The sequence below is a fragment of the Clavibacter michiganensis subsp. tessellarius genome, assembly GCF_021922985.1.
Taxonomy (GTDB): Bacteria; Actinomycetota; Actinomycetes; order Actinomycetales; family Microbacteriaceae; genus Clavibacter; species Clavibacter tessellarius.
This window is the reverse complement of record NZ_CP040788.1, coordinates 1,878,057-1,897,098: the sequence shown is the minus strand read 5'-3', so window position 1 is coordinate 1,897,098 and position 19,042 is coordinate 1,878,057. Positions and strand designations below refer to the sequence as shown.

Genomic DNA, 19,042 nt, shown 5'->3' with positions numbered 1-19,042 from the left:
CGGGGTGACCTCCCCCCTGCGCAGCATCGTCCCCGTCTGGCTCGCCGCCGTCGTCGGCGCGGTCGTCGTGGCCGTCGCGGTCGGCCCGGCGGAGTCGCCGCGCTGGTTCCCGCTCGTGCTCGCGACGTGCGTGGTGGCGACGTTCGTGATCCAGCTCGCGCTGCCCCGCAAGACCGGCTTCGTCGACCGGGCCACCGGCAGCGTCGTCGGCGCCGTGGTCGTGCTCGCGGCCGCCACGGCGGTCGTGCTCCTGCTCGCCGCCGCGAGCTGATCCGGCCGGTCCGGCCGGTCCGGAGCGGCCGCCCGTGGGGTAGATTGAGGTCATGTCGTCGCTGCTTGCTCTGGAACTCTTCTTCACCGGACTGCTGGTCCTGGCGAGCCTCTCCATCGGCTGGGTGTCGCTCGTCGTGGTCTACAACCTCTTCCGCGGCCAGCGCTGACCGCGCGCCGCATGATCGAGATCCCCACCGGCCTCCCCGCCGAGCTCGTCCCGCTCTCCTGGCTCCTCGGCGTCTGGGAGGGGTCCGGGGTCATCGAGTACGCCGTCGGCGACGATGTCGTCCGCCGCGAGTTCGGGCAGCGCATCAGCTTCAGCCACGACGGCCTGCCGCACCTCAACTACTCCTCCTACGCCTGGCTCGAGGGCGACGACGGCCCGGTGCCCTTCGTCACCGAGACCGGGTACTGGCGCCTCCGTCGCCGGGTCACCGACGGCGACCCGGGGCCGGCCATGCTGCCGCCCACGGGTGAGCGCCCCTTCACCACGGCCGACGAGGTCGAGACGCTCCGGAACGCCGAAGGCGGCTTCGACGTCGAGGTCGCGCTCGTGCACCCCGGCGGCGTGAGCGAGCTCTACGTCGGGCAGGTGAAGAGCGCGCGCATCGACCTCGCCACGGACGCGGTCCTGCGCACCGAGGGGGCGAAGGAGTACACGGGCGCCACCCGGCTCTACGGCCTCGTCGAGCGCGACCTCCTGTGGGCGTGGGACATCGCGGCCCTCGGCCAGCCGTTGCGCACGCACGCCTCCGGGCGGGTGGCGCATGTCGACTGACCCGGATCCCGCCGTCCCCCGCTCCCCGTTCCTCGACCTCCCCGGCGCCGTCGCGTCCGAGGGCCCCGACGCGGGCGTGCCCGCGCACCTGGGGTCCCTCGTCGCGGAGCAGCGCGCGCTCGCCGCGGGCACCGCGGTCGTCGACCTCTCGCATCGCGCCGTGCTCTCCGTCACCGGCGAGGACCGCCTCACCTGGCTCGACTCCATCACCAGCCAGTCGCTCCGCGGCCTCGCCCCGGGCGACTCCGCCGAGACGCTCTTCCTCGACCAGAACGGTCGGCTCGAGCACGCGGTGGGCGTGCTCGACGACGGCGTCAGCACGTGGCTCCTGCTGGGCGCGGGCGACGCCGCGGCCCTCCTCGCCTACCTGCAGCGGATGCGCTTCATGCTGCGCGTCGAGCCCGCCGACCGCACGGCGGAGCTCGCAGTGATCGGCACGCTCGGCGAGCCCGACCTGCCCGTCGCCGCGCCCGCCGGCGTGCCGCTCGTGTGGCGCGACCCCTGGACGCACGTCGCTCCCGGCGGGCACCAGTACGCGACGGCGTCCGCGCATCCGGCCGCCGGCTGGACCTGGAGCGAGCGGCTCGTGCCGCGCGAGGAGCTGCCGGCGCTCGTCGCCCGAGCCGCCGCCGGGGAGCTGCCGGTCGCCGGCATGCTCGCCGCCGAGGCCCTCCGCATCGCCGCGTGGCGCCCGCGCTTCGCGACCGAGGTCGACGACCGCACCATCCCGCACGAGCTCGATTGGCTGCGCAGCGCCGTCCACCTCAGCAAGGGCTGCTACCGCGGCCAGGAGACGGTCGCCAAGGTGCACAACCTCGGCCGGCCGCCGCGCCGCCTCGTGTTGCTGCACCTCGACGGGTCGGACGCGGTCCTCCCCGGCGGCGGATCCGACGTGCGTCTCCCCGCCGCCGCCGACGGGACGGCAGGCGAGGTCGTCGGCGCCGTCACCTCGAGCGCCCTGCACCACGAGCTCGGACCGGTCGCGCTCGCCGTCGTCCGCCGCAACGTGGATCCCGCCGCGCAGCTCGAGGTCGTCGCCGACGACGTGCGCGTGCAGGCCGCGCAGGACGTCATCGTGCCCACCGACGCCGGCCGCTCCGCCGACGTCCCCCGCCTGCCGCGGCTCGGTGCGGTCCGCCGCTGAGCGCGCGCGGGAGCGGTCGCGCCGTGCCGCCCGCACCCTGAGGCACCGGGCGGATCCCCGCGCCGCGCTCCTGCGCCTGTGGGGATCCGCGCCCGCCGCCCTCCAGATCGCCATCGCGGCCACCGGCGGCTGGGCCTTCGCGCACCACGTGCTCGGCCACGACACCCCGCTGCTCGCGACCACCGTCACCATCACGAGCCTCGGCTTCGTGCGCGACGCGCGGCCCGTGCGCGTGCTCGAGACGGCGATCGGCATGACCGTGGGCATCACGCTCAGCGAGGTGCTGCTCCTCGGCATCGGGCGCGGCGCGTGGCAGCTGTTCGTCATCATCCTGGCGACGCTGCTGGTCGCGCGGCTGCTGTCGTCGAACGCGGCGTTCGCGGTCGCCGCGGGGGTGCAGGCCGTGCTGGTGGCGCTCCTGCCCGCGCCGCCCGGCGGCGTCTTCGTCCGCAGCGTCGACGGGCTCGTAGGCGGCGCGGTCGCGCTGCTCGCGACGGCGCTCATCCCGCGGGACCCGCGCCGGCAGGCCGTCCGCGAGGCCCGCCGCGTCTTCTCCGAGTGCTCCTACGCGCTCACGTCGCTCGTCACCGCGCTGCGGCTGGGCGACGCGACCGCGGCCGACCGCGCGCTCGACCGCCTCCGCCGCACGCAGCCGCTCATCGACGCGTGGAGCGCCGCCGCGGACTCGGCCCTCTCGATCGCCCGCATCTCGCCGTTCCTGCGCCGGCACCTCGCGGAGCTGCGGGCGCAGCGGCGCGTGCTCGACGGCATGGACCTCGCGGTGCGCAACCTCCGGGTGATCTCGCGGCGCATCGACTTCCTCGTGGTCGACGGGGTGCGGCGGCCGGTGCTCGCCGAGCTGCTCGCGACCGTCTCGAACGGCGTGAACCTGCTCGGCCAGAGCCTGTCGGACCCGTCGGCCGCGCCGCTGGCGCAGCAGAACCTCGTGCTCGTGGCCGTGCGGCTCGACCCGCGCGAGCTCATCCCCGGCGCGCCCGTCGGCGAGGTCATGCTCGTGATGCTGCTGCGCCCGCTGCTCGTCGACCTGCAGGTCGCGGCGGGCGTCGACGCGGAGACGGCGCGAGGAGCCCTCCCGGAGGTGTGAGGGGCGCAGGCAGGGTGTGCGGTGTCCCCCCGACGGACGTCTGACTGGAGCTACGGTCTGCTCGATCGCAGCGAGGACGTCCGCGCTGCATCCGTCCGCGCGGATGCGCTCGCGTGACGACGTCGCGCCGTCGTGATCCTCCGGCAGCTCGTCGATCTCCTCCCTCCACCAGCGCACACGACAGGACATCATGCGCATCACGAGATCGACCACCTCCTGCGCGCTGGCGGTGCTCGCGCTCGCCGCGACCATCGCGTCCCCCGCCGCCGCGGCGAGCAGGGGGACGACGGCCGCGCCCTACCGCATCGAGGCCGCGGCCCCGAAGGGCGAGCCCGCGGTCGAGGAGGTGACGGCCGTCCTCGTCGCGCCGCCGGGGATCGAGCCGGATTACACGCCCGAGGACGTCGCGACGCGCCTCAGCCAGGTGGACGCGTACTACGCCAACGAGACCGACGGCCGCGTGCACATCCAGGCCGCCTCGATCAGCGACTGGCAGGTGCCGGACGACCCGAGCGTCCGCTGCGACGACTTCGCGTCCATCAACGCCTTCGCGCTCCAGTACTCGGGGTTCACGCCGGGGCCGGACAAGCACCTCATGGCGATGGTGCCGAACAGCCCATCGTGCGAGCGGTTCTCGAACGCTTCGGAGGGCGAGGGCGTGAACGACGGGGGGTTCGCCTTCATCGACGACAACCTCCCGGGCGTCCTCTCCCACGAGCTCGGCCACAACATGTCGCTGTTCCACGCGTCGTCGGTCCAGTGCTCCCAGACGTGGGACTACGACGAGCAGGCCATGCCCGCGTCGTGCGCACGTGACGAGTACGGGAACGACGCCGACCTGATGGGCAAGGCGAACACGCTCCTGCCGTTCACCGCGGGGGCTCTCGATCGCCTGGGGCTCATCTCGCACCGCGTCGTGCCCACGTGCGGGAGCGCGCGCCGCATCACCATCAGCACCATGTCGAGCGGCTTCGACGCGCAGAGGATCATCTCGTGGGCGGATCCGGGAGATCCGGCGGTGAGCTGGTTCGTGCAGTACCGCGACGTCGTCGACGGGCAGGAGTACGCGCAGGTCTACGACTCCCCGTGGGCCCCCACCGACATCCGCCCCTCCGGCGTCCAGCTGTCGCGGACGGATCCCCTGCACCCGGAGGCCACGTCGATCGCGGTGCGACCCGGTGACACCTCCGTCATGGCCCAGCGCCTGCTGCCGGGCGACGAGGCGGACCTCCGGCACGGGATGTCGGTCCGCGTCGTGGGCATGGACGAGGACGCCCATCGGGCGACCGTGGACGTGACCGTCCCCTGCGGCGCGCACGGGACCACCGTGGAGCCCGCACGGAGCACGGACCCATCGGTGCCCTCCGGCGCGATCATGCAGCGTGCCACGGGCATGCCCCCGATGTGGGGCGCGGACTCGGCGGATGCGTCGGACATCATGCCGAGCATGGCGGGGATGGCGGGGATGTCCGGCATGACGGCGATGCCCGGGGCCGCCGCGAGATCGGATGCCGACTTCCCCGGCCCACGATGGAATGTCGCGCGCATCCTCCGGCTGCCGTCCTGAACATCCGGCGTCGGTCGCCCCGGGGGTCAGGAGGCGCTCGGCGCCACCGCGGACCACGGCACGGTCAGCTCGCCGAGCCGCCAGCGCGCGTGGCCGCCCTCGACGGGCACGCCGGCGTCGCGCATCCGCCGCACCGCGCCGAGCCACTGCTGGCGGGGTCCGTAGACGCCGAGCGGCGCGCTGAGGATCCAGCTCCGGTCGAGCAAGGCGAGCACCCCGTGCACCCGCTCGCCGGGGACGTTGCGGTGGATGAGCGCCTTCGGCAGGCGCTCGGCCACGATCGACGGCAGCTCGAGCCCCGCGAGCCGCAGCGAGATCGTCAGGCTGCGCGGCCCGTCGGCGCGCACGTCGACCCAGCTGGCGACCCGGCCGATCTCGTCGCAGGTGCCCTCCACCACGGATCCGCCGGGCGCGAGCCGTGCCGTCATCCGCGCCCAGGCGGCCGGCACCTCCGCCTCGTCGTACTGCCGCAGGACGTTGAACGCGCGGATCGCGGTCGGCCGCTCGCCGCCCGGCAGCGGCACCTCGAAGCCGCCGCGCACGAAGGACACGCGCTCGCGGGCGTCCGCGTCGGGCCACGCGGCGAGCTGCTCGCGCGCCCGCGCCACCCGCCCCGGCTCGATCTCGATGCCCACGACGCGCACGTCCGGCCGCGTCGCGCGCAGCCGCCGGTGCATCTCGAGGGCCGTGATCCCGCTCGCGCCGTAGCCGAGGTCGACCACGAGCGGGTCGGCCGCCGTGCGCAGCGCGTCGAGGGTCGCGATCCACCTGTCGACGCGCCGGAGGCGGTTCGTGTTGGTCGTCCCGCGGGTCACGGAGCCGACGGGGGAGGCGGCGCCCGGCATGGGACCAGTCTCCCATCGCTCGGTAGGCTGGCGGCATGGCTGAACCCCGCACCCTCGTGCTGCTGCGTCACGGCAACAGCGACTGGAACCAGAAGAACCTGTTCACCGGATGGGTGGACGTCGAGCTGAGCGAGCAGGGCGTCGCGGAGGGCCGGCGCGCCGGCGAGCTCCTCGCCGAGTCCGGCATCCTCCCCGACGTGCTGCACACCTCCGTCCTCATCCGCGCCATCGACACCGCCAACATCGCGCTCAAGCGCGCCGGCCGCTCGTGGATCCCCGTCCAGCGCACCTGGCGCCTCAACGAGCGCCACTACGGCGCGCTCCAGGGCAAGGACAAGGCGCAGACCCTCGCCGAGTACGGCCCCGAGCAGTTCGCCACCTGGCGCCGCTCGTTCGACGTGCCGCCGCCCCCCATCGCCGACGACGACGAGTACTCGCAGTCGGCCGACCCCCGCTACGCCGACCTCGGCGACGACCTGCCCCGCACGGAGTGCCTCAAGGACGTCATCGAGCGGATGCTGCCCTACTGGGAGTCGGACATCCAGCCCGACCTCGCCTCCGGCCGCACGGTGCTCGTCACGGCGCACGGCAACTCGCTGCGCGCGCTCGTGAAGCACCTCGACGGCATCTCGGACGCGGACATCGCCGAGCTCAACATCCCCACCGGCATCCCGCTGGTGTACCGCCTCGACGAGGGCTTCCGCCCGATCGTCCCCGGCGGCGAGTACCTCGACCCGGAGGCCGCCGCAGCGGGCGCCGCGGCCGTCGCCGCGCAGGGCAGCACGAAGTAGGCCCACCCGCACGCACGACGAGAGCCCGACCGGATCATCCGGTCGGGCTCTCGTCATGTCTCCGCGGAGGCGGCGGGCCGGCGCGCGGCCGGCGGACGCGGATCAGGCGTCGGCCTGCACCCAGTCGCCGGTCGCGAGGTACTGCACGGTCTTCGCGATGGACACCGCGTGGTCGGCGAAGCGCTCGTGGTAGCGGCTGGCGAGGGTGGAGTCGACCGTGTCGACGGCCGCGCCCTTCCAGGTCTCTCCGAGCACCTTGTCGAAGACGCTGAGGTGCAGCTCGTCGATGCGGTCGTCGTCGTTGCGGATCTCCTCGGCGAGCTTCGGGTCCTCGGTGGTGAGGAGGTCCGTGAGCTTGCGGGCGATGGCGACGTCGAGCTGGCCGAGCTCGAGGAACGTGGGGCGGAGCGACTTCGGCACCACCTTGTCCGGGAAGCGGTAGCGCGAGAGCTGCGCGATGTGCTCGGCCAGGTCGCCCATCCGCTCGAGCGACGCGCTGATGCGCAGCGCGCTCACGACGATGCGGAGGTCGCGGGCCACCGGCTGCTGGCGCGCGAGGATGTTGATGGCCAGCTCGTCGAGGCTCGTGGCGAGCTCGTCGATGCGGCGGTCCTGCTCGATGACCGTCTCGGCGAGGCTGACGTTCGACTCGTTGAACGCGCGCGTCGCGTTCTCGATGGAGATGGCGACGAGCGCGGAGATCTCGATGAGACGCTCCTGCACCTCGTGGAGCTCCTGCTGGAACACTTCGCGCATGGGGGACGTCCTCTCAGTCCGCCCCGCTGCAGGAGGGGCGGGGTGGTTCTCGGGCATGGCGGACCCCGGGCCGGGTCCACGTCCAGTCGACTCTGGTCATGCGAGGTTAACGCACGGTGCCGTCGAGCTGAATTCGCGGACTTGCGGCCCCGATGCGACGGGCGGAGGGCCGGGACCGCCCGACGCCGTCTCCTAGTGTGGGCGCATGGACACCGGTGCGTTGGTGCTCGTCTGCCTCCTCATCGGACTGGCGGTCGGCGCGGGATTCGTGTGGCTGCTGCACCACGCGGCGGACCGCGGCGACCGTGCCGTCGAGATCACCAACCCGGTCGTCCCGGACGGCGTCGACCAGGTGCTCGAGGCGCTGGAGTCCGCCGGCATCGTGCTCGACCCGTCCAACAACGTGATGAAGGCGTCGCCCGGCGCGATCTCCTCCGGCCTCGTCTTCCACCAGGCGCTCGTGCACCCGGAGCTCGTCGCCATGGTCGACCGCGTCCGGCGATCCGGCGAGCCGATGGCCGAGGAGGTGTCGCTCGCGCGCGGCCCGTTCGGCGCGGCCGAGTTCCAGATGCACGTGCGGGTCGCCCGCCTCGGCACCCGCTACGTGCTGCTCCTCGCGCAGGACCGCACCGAGTCCCACCGCCTCGACCAGGTGCGCCGCGACTTCGTGGCGAACATCAGCCACGAGCTGAAGACGCCCATCGGCGCGGTCGGGCTGCTCGCGGAGGCGCTCGACTCGTGCGCCGACGACGCGGTGCAGGTGCGGCGCTTCGCGGCCCGGCTCACCACGGAGTCGGCCCGGCTCGCGCGGATCACGCAGGAGATCATCGAGCTGTCGCGGCTCGAGGCGGCCAACGCGCTGGAGAAGGCGGAGCCCGTCGACGTCGACCACGTGATCAGCGTGGCGCTCGACCAGGTGCGGCTCGGCGCGGAGCTCCGCGGCATCGAGCTCGCCCGCGGCAAGCGCTCGCGCACCACCGTCTACGGCGACGAGGCCCTCCTCGTGGTGGCGGTCGCGAACCTCCTGAGCAACGCCGTCAACTACTCGCCGGACGGATCCCGCGTCGGCATCGGCGTGATGCACGAGGACGGCGCCGTCGAGGTCGTGGTCACCGACCAGGGCATCGGCATCCCGGAGGACGAGCAGGGCCGGATCTTCGAGCGCTTCTTCCGCGTCGACCAGGCCCGCGCCCGCGACACCGGGGGCACGGGGCTCGGGCTCAGCATCGTCAAGCACGTCGTGCAGAATCATGGCGGCGACGTGCGGGTCTGGTCCCGTCCCGGCCGCGGCTCGACCTTCACCATCCGCCTCCCCGAGGCATCGCAGACCCCGGCGCTCGCCGGTACGGACATCGGAGAACCCACGTGACACGCATCATGCTCGTCGAGGACGAGGCGTCGCTCAGCGAGCCGCTCGCCTTCCTGCTCCAGCGCGAGGGCTACGAGGTCGACGTCGTCGAGGACGGCCCCGCGGCCGTGGCGGCGTTCGACAAGGACGGCGCCGACCTGATCCTGCTCGACCTCATGCTCCCGGGACTCCCGGGCACCGAGGTCTGCCGCGAGATCCGCACGCGCTCGGCGGTGCCGATCATCATGCTCACCGCGAAGGACTCCGAGGTGGACATCGTCGTGGGCCTCGAGCTCGGCGCGGACGACTACGTCACCAAGCCGTACTCCACGCGGGAGCTGCTCGCGCGGATCCGCGCCGTGCTCCGCCGCCGCGTGGAGGTGGACGACGAGCCGCTCAACGTCCTCGAGGTCGGGCTCGTGCGCATGGACGTGGAGCGCCACACGGTCGAGGTCGACGGCCGCGAGATCGCCATGCCGCTGAAGGAGTTCGAGCTCCTCGAGCTGCTGCTCCGCAACGCCGGCCGGGTGCTCACGCGCGGCCAGCTCATCGACCGGGTGTGGGGGTCCGACTACTTCGGCGACACCAAGACGCTCGACGTGCACATCAAGCGGATCCGCTCCAAGATCGAGCGCGAGCCGTCCGACCCCGTGCTGCTCGTCACCGTGCGTGGCCTCGGCTACCGCTTCGAGGCGTAGGCCGCCGCGGCGGGGACGCCGCAGACGACGGGAGGCCCCGTCCCTCGCGGGACGGGGCCTCCCGTCGTGCGCCCTGCCGCAGGTGCGGCCCGGCGCCTAGTTCGTGGAGTCGCCGAGGCCCTCGTCGCCCTCGGGGGAGACGGGGGTCGTGGTGACGGTCGTGTCGGGCGTGGAGCCGTTCTCGCCGGGCACCAGGTTCGTGTAGGTCTCCTGGTCGCCGTTGAGCACGGGCACGTCCATCTCGACGCCCTCGGCGTCGCCGTACTGGATGTAGATCTTGGTGAGCGACCCGGGCGTGGGCTCGACCGTGTCGAACGTGATGCGCTGCGAGTCCTCCGCGCCGAACTTCGTGAGCCCGGGCGCCGCCGTGACCGTGCGGGTCTCGCGGTCGGCGCTGCCCTCGGACACCTCGTGCTGGAACGACACGCGCTGGCTGTCGCCCGAGTTGTTCACCAGCGTGACGACGAGGCTCGCGCCCGTGGCGCTGCCGCCCTCGGTGAGGAGGATCGCGTTCCGCACCTCGATGTCGCCGACCGTGGCGTCGAAGCCGTCGCTCGGGAAGTAGGAGATCTGCGTGGCCTGGGGCGTGATGAAGGTGCAGGACGACGTGCCGACCGCGATCAGGGCCGCGAGGACGATGGACGATGCGGTACGCGCTCTCACGGGACCCTCCGGTTGTCGCACGGGGCCGGCGCCGGGGCGTCCGGGGGCGTCCGCGCGTGTATCAGCTGACCCGCCCAGCCTACGGGATGCGCTGCCGGCCGGCGGCCCGCGGGCGCGGCCGACCCGGCTGGTATCCTGATCGGCAGTCCACAGAACGGGGAACCCATGATCTTCGAGGTCGGCGAGACCGTCGTGTACCCGCACCACGGGGCGGCGACCATCATCGAGGTCAAGAAGCGCGTCATCCGCGGCGAGGAGAAGCTGTACCTCAAGCTCGACGTCAACCAGGGCGGCCTGCAGATCGAGGTCCCCGCCGAGAACGTCGACATGGTCGGCGTGCGCGACGTCATCGGGCGCGAGGGCGTGGAGAGCGTGTTCGCGGTGCTGCGGGCGGAGTTCACCGAGGAGCCCACCAACTGGTCGAGGCGCTACAAGGCGAACCTCGAGAAGCTCGCGTCGGGCGACGTGCTCAAGGTGGCGGAGGTCGTGCGCGACCTGTGGCGCCGCAACCAGGACCGCGGCCTGTCCGCGGGCGAGAAGAGCATGCTGCAGAAGGCGCGCGGCATCCTCGTCGGCGAGCTGGCCCTCGCCGAGAAGACCGACGAGGAGCACGCGTCCACGCTGCTCGACGAGGTCCTCGCGTCCTGACCGGCCCGGTCGTGGGTCGACGGTCGGCGCGCTCGGCGGACCCCCGCCGCGGTCGTCGTGCGGCGGCCCGCCGGTAGCCTGACCGCATGAGCCACGACCCCGTCGCCCCCTCCGACCGCGCGACCGTCGACGGGGAGCCGCACGGACCCCGCCTCGGCGTGGTGGTCGTGGCGGCGGGCAGCGGCACCCGCCTCGGCGCGGGGATCCCGAAGGCCCTCGTCGAGGTCGGCGGCGCGACGCTGCTCGCGCGCTCCCTGTCCGCGATCCTCGGCCTCGAGGAGGAGGCGCGCGTCGTCGTCGTCGCGCCCGCGTCGCACCTCGAGGAGACGGCCGCCGTCGTCGACGCCGTCGCGGGCACGGCCCGGGCATCCCTCGACGTCGTGGTGGGCGGGGCGACCCGGCAGGGATCGGTGCGCGCCGGCCTCGACGCGCTCGCCGCGTCCGTCGACACCGTCCTCGTCCACGACGCGGCCCGCGCGCTCACGCCCACCTCCCTCTTCGCCGCGGTGGCGCGGGCGGTCCGCGACGACGACGCCGGCGTCGTCCCCGGCCTCCCGGTCACCGACACCGTGAAGCGCGTCGGCGGCGCGGGGGAGTGCCTCGGCACCGTCGACCGCAGCGACCTCGTGGGCGTCCAGACCCCGCAGGGCTTCCCGCGCGCCGCCCTCGCCGCCGCGTACGCGTCGGCCGACGCCGAGCACACCGACGACGCGGCGCTCTTCCAGGCCGCGGGCGGCGCGGTCCGGGTGATCCCGGGCGACGCGCTCGCGTTCAAGGTCACCACGGCGTGGGACCTGCGCCGCGCGGAGGAGCTCGTCGCGCGCGCAGCGGGGGGCGGTTCCGCCGCCTCGCGCCTCCGCTCCGGCATCGGCACCGACGTGCACGCGGTCGACGCGTCCCAGCCGCTCTGGCTGGCCGGCCTGCACTGGCCGGGCGAGGCCGGACTCGCCGGGCACAGCGACGGCGACGCCGTGAGCCACGCGATGTGCGACGCGCTCCTCTCCGCGGCGGGGCTCGGCGACATCGGCGGGATCTTCGGCACCGACGACCCGGAGCTCGACGGCGCGCACGGCGAGGTGTTCCTCCGGCGCACCGCGGAGCTCGTGCGCGGCGCCGGGTACCGCATCGTCAACGTGGCCGTGCAGGTCATGGCCGTCCGCCCCAAGCTGTCGCCGCGGCGGGCCGAGGCCGAGCGGATCCTCGCGGCGGCCGTCGGCGCGCCCGTCTCGCTCGCGGGCACCACCACGGACGGCCTCGGCTTCACGGGTCGCGGCGACGGCGTCGCCGCGGTCGCGACGGCGCTCGTCGAGCGCGTCTGACCCGGCTCCTCCGCGGCGGCCGCGCCCGTCGCACCGGCCGTCGCCCGGCGGGGGCGCGGAGGTGCGCTGACTAGGATCTGTGTGTGACCCTGCGCCTCCACGACTCCCAGACGCAGTCCCTCCGGGACTTCGTCCCCCTCGTCGACGGCAGGGTCGGCATCTACGTGTGCGGCCCGACGGTCCAGTCCGCGCCCCACATCGGCCACCTGCGCTCCGCTCTCGCCTACGACCAGCTGCGCCGCTGGCTCACGTACCGCGGCCTCGACGTCACGCTCGTGCGCAACGTCACCGACATCGACGACAAGGTCATCGACAACGCCCGCCGCGGCCAGGAGGCCGGGGGCACGGAGGAGTGGTGGGCGCTCGCCTACCGCGTCGAGCTCGAGTTCTCGCGCGCCTACGGGGCCCTCGGCATCCTCCCGCCCAGCTACGAGCCGCGCGCCACGGCGAGCATCGGCGAGATGCAGGCGCTCATCGCGCGCCTGGTCGAGCGCGGCCACGCCTACCCGGCCGACGACGGATCCGGCGACGTGTACTTCGACACCGCCTCCTGGCCCGAGTACGGCGCCCTCACCCGCCAGCGCGCGGACGACATGGAGGCCGCGACCGACGCGGACCCGCGCGCCAAGCGCGACGTCCGCGACTTCGCGCTCTGGAAGGGCGCCAAGCAGGGCGAGCCGGCGAGCGCGTCGTGGCCCTCCCCGTGGGGCGCCGGCCGGCCCGGCTGGCACATCGAGTGCTCCGCCATGTCCACGCGCTACCTCGGCGCCGAGTTCGACATCCACGGCGGCGGCCTCGACCTCCGCTTCCCGCACCACGAGAACGAGCTGGCGCAGTCGCGCGCCGCGGGGGACCCGTTCGCCCGGTACTGGCTGCACAACGGGCTCGTCGCCGTCGCCGGCCAGAAGATGAGCAAGTCGCTCGGCAACTCGCTGTTCGCGGCCGACCTGCTGGCCGCGGCCCGTCCGGTCGTCGTGCGCTACTTCCTCGGATCCGCGCACTACCGGTCGACCCTCGAGTTCCACGACGGGGCGCTCGCCGAGGCCGAGGCCGCCCTCGACCGCATCGAGACCTTCCTCGATCGCAGCGCCCGCCGCCTCGCGGGCACGCGCTTCCAGGCCGCCGCCGCGGAGGATGGCGCGTCCGCCGTCGTGCCCGCCGCCTTCGCCGAGGCGATGGACGACGACCTCAGCGTCCCGCAGGCGCTCGCCGTGCTGCACGACGCCGTCCGCGCGGGCAACGCCGCCCTCGACGCCGGCGACCTCCAGGAGGCCGCCTCCCAGCGCGCCGACGTCTCCGCGATGGTGGCGGTGCTCGGCATCGACCCCCTCGCCGACGAGTGGCGCACCGCGTCCGACCAGCCCGCGCGCCGTGCGCTTCAGGCGCTGGTCGAGCACCGGATCGCCGAGCGACAGACCGCGCGGGAGGCCAGGGACTTCGCCCTCGCCGACCGCATCAGACAGGAGCTGGCCGAGGCCGGCATCACGATAGAGGACTCGCCCGGCGGGTCGCATTGGAGCATCGATGGCGAATAAGCCCAGCCGATCAGGCGCGGTACGCAAGACCAAGAAGGGCCCGCTCAAGGGGTCGGGGGGACAGGGCAGGCAGGCCCTCGAGGGCAAGAAGCCCACGCCCAAGGCCGAGGACCGGCCTTACCACCCCGCCGGCAAGCGGAAGCTCGCGAAGGACCGCTACGAGGCGGCGTCCGCGGGCGCCAACCGCGGCCGCGACGAGCGCTCCGAGCGCCAGGCCCCGCCGCGCGCCCGCGCGACGGACCGGCCCGCCGGCGCGGACGCCCCGCGCGCCCGCCGCGCGAAGCAGCAGGACGAGTCCGAGGTCGTCACCGGCCGCAACTCGGTCGTCGAGGCGCTCCGCGCCAAGATCCCGGCGACCGCGCTCTACATCGCCTCGCGCATCGAGTACGACGACCGGGTCAAGGAGGTGCTGTCGCTCGCCACCGGGCGCGGGATCCCCGTGCTCGAGGTCATGCGCCCCGAGCTCGACCGCATCGCCGGCCACGACGCCGTGCACCAGGGCCTCGCGCTCAAGGTGCCGCCGTACGAGTACGCGGACGCGATCGAGCTGCTCGACAAGACGATCTCGCGCGGCCAGCTGCCGCTCATGGTCGCGCTCGACGGCATCACCGACCCGCGGAACCTCGGCGCCATCATCCGCTCGGTCGCCGCGTTCGGCGGCCACGGCGTGATCGTGCCGCAGCGCCGCTCGGTCGGCCTCACCGCCAGCGCCTGGAAGACCTCGGCCGGAGCTGCGGCGCGCACGCCCGTCGCCATGGCGTCGAACCTCACGCAGACGCTGAAGGCGCTCAAGCAGCGCGGCGTCTTCGTGGTCGGCCTCGACGGCGGCGGCGACATGTCGCTGCACGAGTTCACGCTCGCTGACCGGCCGATCGTGGTCGTCGTCGGATCCGAGGGCAAGGGCCTGTCGCGCCTCGTCACCGAGACCTGCGACACCGTCGTCTCCATCCCCATCGGCGCCTCCACGGAGTCGCTCAACGCGGGCATCGCGGCGAGCGTCACGCTCTACGAGATCGGCAAGCTGCGCGCGGCGGCCGGCCGGAAGTAGCCCCACCGCGACGACGAGCCGGGACCCTGGGGTCCCGGCTCGTCGTCGTCCCGCGGCCTGCGCCGCGGGGCGTCACACCTTCGCGCGCCAGTCCTCGGCGGCCTCGGCCTCGGTGATGGGCACCTCGGACTCGTCCTCGATCACGCCGATCGACTCCGTGGGCGGGTCGATGACCGTCGCCTCGTCGCGGCGGTGGCGGAGGATGTCCTGCACGTACGCGGTCACGGCCTCCGCGAGCGGGATGTCCCGGTTCATCTTCTGCGACATGTACCAGCGGTGCTCCAGCAGCTGGTGGAACACCTCGGCGGGCTCCAGCTTGCCGCGGAGGTCGCGGGGGATGGCGCGCACGACGGGTTCGAAGACGCGGGCGAGCCACTCGTGGGCCACCATCTCCTCGTCGAGGTCCTGCTTGTCGGACGCCGCGGTGTACGAGTCGAGGTCGTTGAGGAGGCGCCTGGCCTGGTTCTCCTGCGCGTCCACGCCGGTGAGGCGCAACAGGCGCCGCTGGTGGTGCCCGGCGTCGACGACCTTGGGCTGGATCCGCACCTGCGAGCCCTCCGCGGTCGTGCGGATCGCGAGCTCCTCGATGTCGAAGCCCAGGTCGTTGAGCCGGTCGACGCGCTCGTTGATGCGCCACCGCTCCGACGTGGGGAACTCCTCGCGTCCCGTGAGCTCCTTCCAGAGCATGCGGTACTGCGCCACGATGCGCGTGCTGGTCTCGAGCGGGTCGAGCCCCTCCTCGATGCGGCCGCCGGCCTCGAGGTCCATGAGCTCGCCCGCGATGTTGACCCGCGCGATCTCGAGGTCGTTCTCGCGCTGCCCGTTGGACAGGCCGCCGTTGAAGAGCTTGCCCGTCTCGGCGTCCACCAGGTAGGCCGCGAAGGCGCCGGCGTCCCGGCGGAAGAGGGTGTTCGAGAGCGACACGTCGCCCCAGAAGAAGCCGATCATGTGCAGCCGCACCAGGAGCACGGCGAGGGCGTCGACGAGGCGCGTCGCGGTGTCGGGCCGGAGCTGCTGGGAGAAGAGGGCCCGGTACGGCAGCGAGAACTTGAGGTGGCGGGTGACGAGCACCGACTTCAGCGGGTCGCCGTCCTCGTCCGTGCGGTTGGTGATGACCGCGACCGGCTCCACGCACGGGATCTCGAGGCGCTGCAGCGTGCGCAGCATGTCGTACTCGCCGCGCGCCATCTCGTCCGTCGTCTCCTTGATGGCGATGACGTAGCCGGACAGGTTGGCGAACCGCACGAGGTGCCGCGAGATGCCCTTCGGCAGGGTCGCGATGGCCGAGGACGGCCACTCGTCGAGCGGCAGCTGCCACGGCAGGTCGAGGAGCGCGGGGTCGACCGTCGCCGCGGTGATGTTGAGGGATCCGGCCATGGTGCGACCCTACCCGACCGCGGAAACGCCGCTGCCGCGGCCCCGGCGCTCCCGGGGGAGCGAGGGGACCGCGGCAGCGGATGTGCGGTGGGGCGGGGTCAGCTCGCGGCGACCGGCGCGTTGAGGCGGAGGCCGCTCTCGGCGTCGAAGGCGTGCAGGTGGCCCGGCTGCGGCGTGATGAACACGGTGTCGCCGGCGTTCGGGTGCAGGCGGCCGTCGACGCGCGCGACGAGGTCGGTGCGCTTGCCCTCGATGTCGGTGTGGCCGTAGAGGTAGCCGTCCGCGCCGAGCTCCTCGACGAGGTCGACCGTGACCGAGAGGCCCTGGCCCTGCGTCGTGGAGACGACGACGTCCTCGGGGCGCACGCCGATGGTGACGGCGTTGCCGGTCGCGTTCGTGAGCACGTCGCGCTCGACGGGCACCACGGCCGAGCCGAACTGCACGCCGCCGTCGACGACGTTCGCGGTGAAGAGGTTCATCGCGGGCGAGCCGATGAAGCCGGCCACGAAGACGTTCTGGGGCTTCTCGTAGAGGTCGCGCGGGGTGCCGACCTGCTGCAGGACGCCGTCCTTGAGGACCGCGATGCGGTCGCCCATGGTGAGCGCCTCGGTCTGGTCGTGGGTGACGTAGACCGTGGTGACGCCGAGGCGGCGCTGGAGCGACGCGATCTGCGTGCGGGTCTGGACGCGGAGCTTGGCGTCGAGGTTCGACAGCGGCTCGTCCATGAGGAACACCTGCGGCTGGCGCACGATGGCCCGGCCCATGGCGACGCGCTGGCGCTGGCCGCCGGAGAGCGCCTTGGGCTTGCGGCTGAGGTAGGGCTCGAGGTCGAGGAGCTTGGCGGCCTCGAGGACGCGGGTGGCCCGCTCGTCCTTGCCGACGCCCGCGATCTTGAGCGCGAAGCCCATGTTCTCGGCGACGGTCATGTGGGGGTACAGCGCGTAGTTCTGGAACACCATCGCGATGTCGCGGTCCTTCGGCGGGACGTCCGTGACGTTGCGGTCGCCGATGAAGATGTTGCCGTCGTTGACCTCCTCGAGGCCCGCGAGCATGCGGAGGGTGGTCGACTTGCCGCAGCCGGAGGGCCCGACGAGGACGAGGAACTCGCCGTCGGCGACCTCCAGGTCGATCTGGTCGACCGCGGGGCGCGTGGAGCCCGGGTACAGGCGCGTGGCCTTGTCGAAAGTTACAGATGCCATTTCGGTGTTCTCCTTCACGGGCAGGTACGTGCCCGACGATCCGTGGTGATGGATGTGATGCTCATGGCTCATCGCTGTGGGCGACGACGACCACCCGATGAGTATTGCACGAGGCCAGGGGACCGGGAAGCGCGCCATGGTGCGGATCGGCGGCTATTCCCCACCTGGGGACCGCCGCCGCCGAGCCTGTATCGTCGGACGGACGACCTCCTCGCGCTGCCACGTCATCGCTTTCCCAGGCTGTCCGCCTAGAGTCCTGAGGTCGTGCGGGAGCCCGCCCGCGCCCGACGTCCCCATTCCCCTGAGCGAGGATCCATGAGCAGCACGCCGCCCGCGCACGAACCGCACGGCGGTCATCGTCGACGCCGGGAGGCGGCGCGCGAGAAGGCCCGGCTCAACCGCAGGAAGCAGCGCCGTCGCGACGTCGCGACGCGCGGCCTCGTCCGCGGCGGCATCGCGGTGGCGCTCGTGGCCGTCGTGGTCGTGGTCGGCCTCATCGTCGTGCAGGGCGCGCGTCCGGCGGGCCCCGGTCCCCAGAACATGGCGAGCGACGGCATCCTCATCGGCAAGGACCTCGCGGCCGTCCCGACCCAGGCGCTCGACCCGCAGCAGGATCCGGTCCCCACCGAGTCCGAGGCCGCCGGCGTCGCCCACATCCGCGTCTACGTCGACTACCTCTGCACCGCGTGCAAGGAGTTCCAGGACACCAACGGCGCGCAGATGGAGGGCTGGCTGCAGTCCGGCGCCGCCACCGTCGAGGTCCACCCCGTCGCCATCCTCACGAGCAAGTCGCAGGGCTACTCGCAGCGCGCCGCCAACGCGGCCGCCTGCGTCGCGGACACCTCGCCCGACGACTTCTGGGCGTTCAACCGGTCCCTGTTCGCGGAGCAGCCGGCGGAGCAGAGCACCGGCCTCAGCGACGAGCGGATCACGGAGCTCGCGGGTCAGGCCGGCGCCTCGTCGGACGACGTGGCGAAGTGCATCTCGGAGCAGCGCTTCCAGTCGTGGGTCAACGCGGCCACCGACCGCGTCCTCGACGGCGACATCCCCGACTCCAACGTCGAGAAGGTCGTCGGCGCCCCGGTCATCGTCGTCGGCGAGCGCCAGTACACGGGACAGCCGGACGACGCCAAGGCGTTCGCGGCCTTCGTGCTGCAGGCCGCGGGTCAGGACGCCACGTCCACGCCGACGCCCGCACCCGAGGCCACCCCCACCACCGCGCCCTAGGCCCCGACCGGCTCCTATGATGGATCGACGGCCCGCGAGGGCGGTCGGCCGGCCTGGCGCAATTGGTAGCGCACCGCACTTGTAATGCGGCGGTTACGGGTTCGAGTCCCGTGGCCGGCTCGAGGCGGCCCCTCAGTCGAGGACGGTGATCATCCGATCGCCGTCGACGACGGAGCGCGGCCCCTTGCCCTCCGGCTCCACGTCGCCGACGTAGAGCCAGCCGAGCAGGTCCTCCCCGTCGACGAGCCCGTGCACGTGCCGGAGCGCGTCGCTGCGCGTCAGGCCCCCGGTGCGCCAGAAGACGCCCCAGCCCTGCTCCTCGAGCAGCAGCGTGAGCGCGTGGGCCACGCCGGCGGCGACGGCCTCCTGCTCCCAGTCCGGGACCTTCCGGCTGGGCGTGCGGCGGACGACCACGGCGACGAGCAGGCTCGCGCGGTGGACCTTCTTGCCGTGCTTGCCGGATCCGGGGTCTCCCGCGGCGTCGTCCATCGCGGCACCGAGGCGATCGCGTGCGGCCCCGCGGATCTCGATGACCCGCCACGGCCGCAGGCCCCCGTGGTCGGCCAGCCGGGACGCGGCCTCGACGAGCGGGACGAGGTCCTCGTGCGACGGCGATGCCCCGCCCAGGGAGGAGCGGGAGCGTCGCCCGCGCAGCGCGTCGAGGACGGGGGTGCCGGGCCCGGTCGGGTCGGCGTCGCCGCCCGCCCGGTGCCGCGGCATG

Annotated in this window: 19 protein-coding genes and 1 tRNA gene; 14 read left to right on the top strand and 6 right to left on the bottom strand. The window is 73.4% G+C overall.

What is annotated here, in order from left to right:
* Positions 1–4 precede the first annotated feature (4 nt).
* The 5 genes from FGG90_RS08745 (at position 5) to FGG90_RS08725 (ending at position 4,867) form a co-directional block, all read left to right on the top strand.
* Complete coding sequence (locus FGG90_RS08745; RefSeq protein WP_094127970.1) at positions 5–271, top strand: hypothetical protein; 267 nt, start codon at positions 5–7, stop codon at positions 269–271.
* 180 nt (positions 272–451) lie between these two features.
* Positions 452–1,051, top strand: coding sequence for a heme-binding beta-barrel domain-containing protein (locus FGG90_RS08740; protein ID WP_094127972.1), 600 nt, complete (start codon positions 452–454; stop codon positions 1,049–1,051).
* Positions 1,041–2,195 (top strand): CAF17-like 4Fe-4S cluster assembly/insertion protein YgfZ, encoded by a 1,155-nt coding sequence (ygfZ, locus tag FGG90_RS08735; protein ID WP_094127976.1) that lies wholly within the window; start codon positions 1,041–1,043, stop codon positions 2,193–2,195. Before FGG90_RS08740 ends, ygfZ begins: the two co-directional genes overlap by 11 nt.
* On the top strand, positions 2,179–3,300 hold the full coding sequence (locus FGG90_RS08730; protein WP_094127979.1) for an FUSC family protein: 1,122 nt from the start codon (positions 2,179–2,181) through the stop codon (positions 3,298–3,300). Before ygfZ ends, FGG90_RS08730 begins: the two co-directional genes overlap by 17 nt.
* Before the next feature lie 190 nt (positions 3,301–3,490).
* Positions 3,491–4,867 (top strand): zinc metalloprotease, encoded by a 1,377-nt coding sequence (locus tag FGG90_RS08725; protein WP_094127981.1) that lies wholly within the window; start codon positions 3,491–3,493, stop codon positions 4,865–4,867.
* A 26-nt stretch (positions 4,868–4,893) separates the two neighbouring features.
* Here FGG90_RS08725 and FGG90_RS08720 read toward each other — a convergent pair whose 3' ends face one another.
* The gene (locus tag FGG90_RS08720) at positions 4,894–5,712 is read right to left on the bottom strand and encodes a class I SAM-dependent methyltransferase (RefSeq protein WP_094127983.1); all 819 of its coding nucleotides are present in this window, start codon (positions 5,710–5,712) and stop codon (positions 4,894–4,896) included.
* 35 nt (positions 5,713–5,747) lie between these two features.
* On the opposite strand from FGG90_RS08720, the gene FGG90_RS08715 reads away from it, so the two are divergent.
* Positions 5,748–6,503, top strand: coding sequence for a phosphoglyceromutase (locus tag FGG90_RS08715; RefSeq protein WP_094127984.1), 756 nt, complete (start codon positions 5,748–5,750; stop codon positions 6,501–6,503).
* Between the two features lie 102 nt (positions 6,504–6,605).
* Here the strand turns inward: FGG90_RS08715 and phoU are convergent, their stop codons facing one another.
* Positions 6,606–7,259, bottom strand: coding sequence for a phosphate signaling complex protein PhoU (gene phoU / locus FGG90_RS08710; RefSeq protein ID WP_012039182.1), 654 nt, complete (start codon positions 7,257–7,259; stop codon positions 6,606–6,608).
* A gap of 205 nt (positions 7,260–7,464) precedes the next feature.
* Between phoU and FGG90_RS08705 the strand changes: the two genes are divergently transcribed.
* Both FGG90_RS08705 and FGG90_RS08700 read left to right on the top strand, forming a co-directional pair.
* Positions 7,465–8,628, top strand: coding sequence for a sensor histidine kinase (locus FGG90_RS08705; protein WP_094127987.1), 1,164 nt, complete (start codon positions 7,465–7,467; stop codon positions 8,626–8,628).
* Positions 8,625–9,305 carry a response regulator transcription factor gene (locus FGG90_RS08700; RefSeq protein WP_063071375.1) on the top strand — a complete coding sequence of 227 codons (681 nt, stop codon included), beginning with the start codon at positions 8,625–8,627 and terminating at the stop codon, positions 9,303–9,305. Before FGG90_RS08705 ends, FGG90_RS08700 begins: the two co-directional genes overlap by 4 nt.
* Before the next feature lie 96 nt (positions 9,306–9,401).
* Here the strand turns inward: FGG90_RS08700 and FGG90_RS08695 are convergent, their stop codons facing one another.
* A complete protein-coding gene (locus tag FGG90_RS08695) occupies positions 9,402–9,968 on the bottom strand; it encodes a hypothetical protein (protein WP_094127989.1) in 567 nt (188 codons plus the stop codon).
* 165 nt (positions 9,969–10,133) lie between these two features.
* On the opposite strand from FGG90_RS08695, the gene FGG90_RS08690 reads away from it, so the two are divergent.
* The 4 genes from FGG90_RS08690 to rlmB all read left to right on the top strand — a co-directional run bounded on the left by FGG90_RS08690 (position 10,134) and on the right by rlmB (position 14,518).
* Positions 10,134–10,616 carry a CarD family transcriptional regulator gene (locus FGG90_RS08690; protein ID WP_045529466.1) on the top strand — a complete coding sequence of 161 codons (483 nt, stop codon included), beginning with the start codon at positions 10,134–10,136 and terminating at the stop codon, positions 10,614–10,616.
* A gap of 86 nt (positions 10,617–10,702) precedes the next feature.
* Positions 10,703–11,935 (top strand): 2-C-methyl-D-erythritol 4-phosphate cytidylyltransferase, encoded by a 1,233-nt coding sequence (gene ispD, locus FGG90_RS08685; RefSeq protein WP_094127991.1) that lies wholly within the window; start codon positions 10,703–10,705, stop codon positions 11,933–11,935.
* An 83-nt stretch (positions 11,936–12,018) separates the two neighbouring features.
* A complete protein-coding gene (gene cysS, locus FGG90_RS08680; protein WP_094128001.1) occupies positions 12,019–13,470 on the top strand; it encodes a cysteine--tRNA ligase in 1,452 nt (483 codons plus the stop codon).
* Positions 13,460–14,518 carry a 23S rRNA (guanosine(2251)-2'-O)-methyltransferase RlmB gene (gene rlmB, locus FGG90_RS08675; protein WP_094128003.1) on the top strand — a complete coding sequence of 353 codons (1,059 nt, stop codon included), beginning with the start codon at positions 13,460–13,462 and terminating at the stop codon, positions 14,516–14,518. The genes cysS and rlmB overlap by 11 nt, the downstream gene beginning before the upstream one ends.
* A 72-nt stretch (positions 14,519–14,590) precedes the next feature.
* Here the strand turns inward: rlmB and FGG90_RS08670 are convergent, their stop codons facing one another.
* Together FGG90_RS08670 and FGG90_RS08665 are read right to left on the bottom strand one after the other, a co-directional pair.
* Positions 14,591–15,895: a DUF4032 domain-containing protein gene (locus tag FGG90_RS08670; protein WP_094128009.1), complete on the bottom strand. Its 1,305-nt coding sequence runs from the start codon at positions 15,893–15,895 to the stop codon at positions 14,591–14,593.
* A gap of 98 nt (positions 15,896–15,993) precedes the next feature.
* Positions 15,994–17,094: an ABC transporter ATP-binding protein gene (locus FGG90_RS08665; RefSeq protein ID WP_086517714.1), complete on the bottom strand. Its 1,101-nt coding sequence runs from the start codon at positions 17,092–17,094 to the stop codon at positions 15,994–15,996.
* A gap of 315 nt (positions 17,095–17,409) precedes the next feature.
* Here FGG90_RS08665 and FGG90_RS08660 point away from each other — a divergent pair, with 315 nt between their 5' ends.
* Complete coding sequence (locus FGG90_RS08660; RefSeq protein WP_094128011.1) at positions 17,410–18,321, top strand: DsbA family protein; 912 nt, start codon at positions 17,410–17,412, stop codon at positions 18,319–18,321.
* A 47-nt stretch (positions 18,322–18,368) separates the two neighbouring features.
* A tRNA-Thr gene (locus FGG90_RS08655) sits at positions 18,369–18,441 on the top strand.
* Positions 18,442–18,453: 12 nt separating this feature from the next.
* Here FGG90_RS08655 and FGG90_RS08650 read toward each other — a convergent pair.
* Complete coding sequence (locus FGG90_RS08650) at positions 18,454–19,041, bottom strand: nitroreductase family protein (protein ID WP_094131429.1); 588 nt, start codon at positions 19,039–19,041, stop codon at positions 18,454–18,456.
* Position 19,042: the final 1 nt, after the last annotated feature.

What these genes read in the sequence shown, in the direction of transcription:
- FGG90_RS08740 (WP_094127972.1), top strand. Translation starts at nt 452, where the DNA reads ATGATCGAGATCCCCACCGGCCTCCCCGCCGAGCTCGTCCCGCTCTCC.
- ygfZ (WP_094127976.1), top strand. Translation starts at nt 1,041, where the DNA reads ATGTCGACTGACCCGGATCCCGCCGTCCCCCGCTCCCCGTTCCTCGAC.
- FGG90_RS08725 (WP_094127981.1), top strand. Translation starts at nt 3,491, where the DNA reads ATGCGCATCACGAGATCGACCACCTCCTGCGCGCTGGCGGTGCTCGCG.
- FGG90_RS08720 (WP_094127983.1), bottom strand. Translation starts at nt 5,712, where the DNA reads ATGCCGGGCGCCGCCTCCCCCGTCGGCTCCGTGACCCGCGGGACGACC.
- FGG90_RS08715 (WP_094127984.1), top strand. Translation starts at nt 5,748, where the DNA reads ATGGCTGAACCCCGCACCCTCGTGCTGCTGCGTCACGGCAACAGCGAC.
- phoU (WP_012039182.1), bottom strand. Translation starts at nt 7,259, where the DNA reads ATGCGCGAAGTGTTCCAGCAGGAGCTCCACGAGGTGCAGGAGCGTCTC.
- FGG90_RS08705 (WP_094127987.1), top strand. Translation starts at nt 7,465, where the DNA reads ATGGACACCGGTGCGTTGGTGCTCGTCTGCCTCCTCATCGGACTGGCG.
- FGG90_RS08690 (WP_045529466.1), top strand. Translation starts at nt 10,134, where the DNA reads ATGATCTTCGAGGTCGGCGAGACCGTCGTGTACCCGCACCACGGGGCG.
- ispD (WP_094127991.1), top strand. Translation starts at nt 10,703, where the DNA reads ATGAGCCACGACCCCGTCGCCCCCTCCGACCGCGCGACCGTCGACGGG.
- rlmB (WP_094128003.1), top strand. Translation starts at nt 13,460, where the DNA reads ATGGCGAATAAGCCCAGCCGATCAGGCGCGGTACGCAAGACCAAGAAG.
- FGG90_RS08670 (WP_094128009.1), bottom strand. Translation starts at nt 15,895, where the DNA reads ATGGCCGGATCCCTCAACATCACCGCGGCGACGGTCGACCCCGCGCTC.
- FGG90_RS08665 (WP_086517714.1), bottom strand. Translation starts at nt 17,094, where the DNA reads ATGGCATCTGTAACTTTCGACAAGGCCACGCGCCTGTACCCGGGCTCC.
- FGG90_RS08660 (WP_094128011.1), top strand. Translation starts at nt 17,410, where the DNA reads ATGAGCAGCACGCCGCCCGCGCACGAACCGCACGGCGGTCATCGTCGA.
- FGG90_RS08650 (WP_094131429.1), bottom strand. Translation starts at nt 19,041, where the DNA reads ATGCCGCGGCACCGGGCGGGCGGCGACGCCGACCCGACCGGGCCCGGC.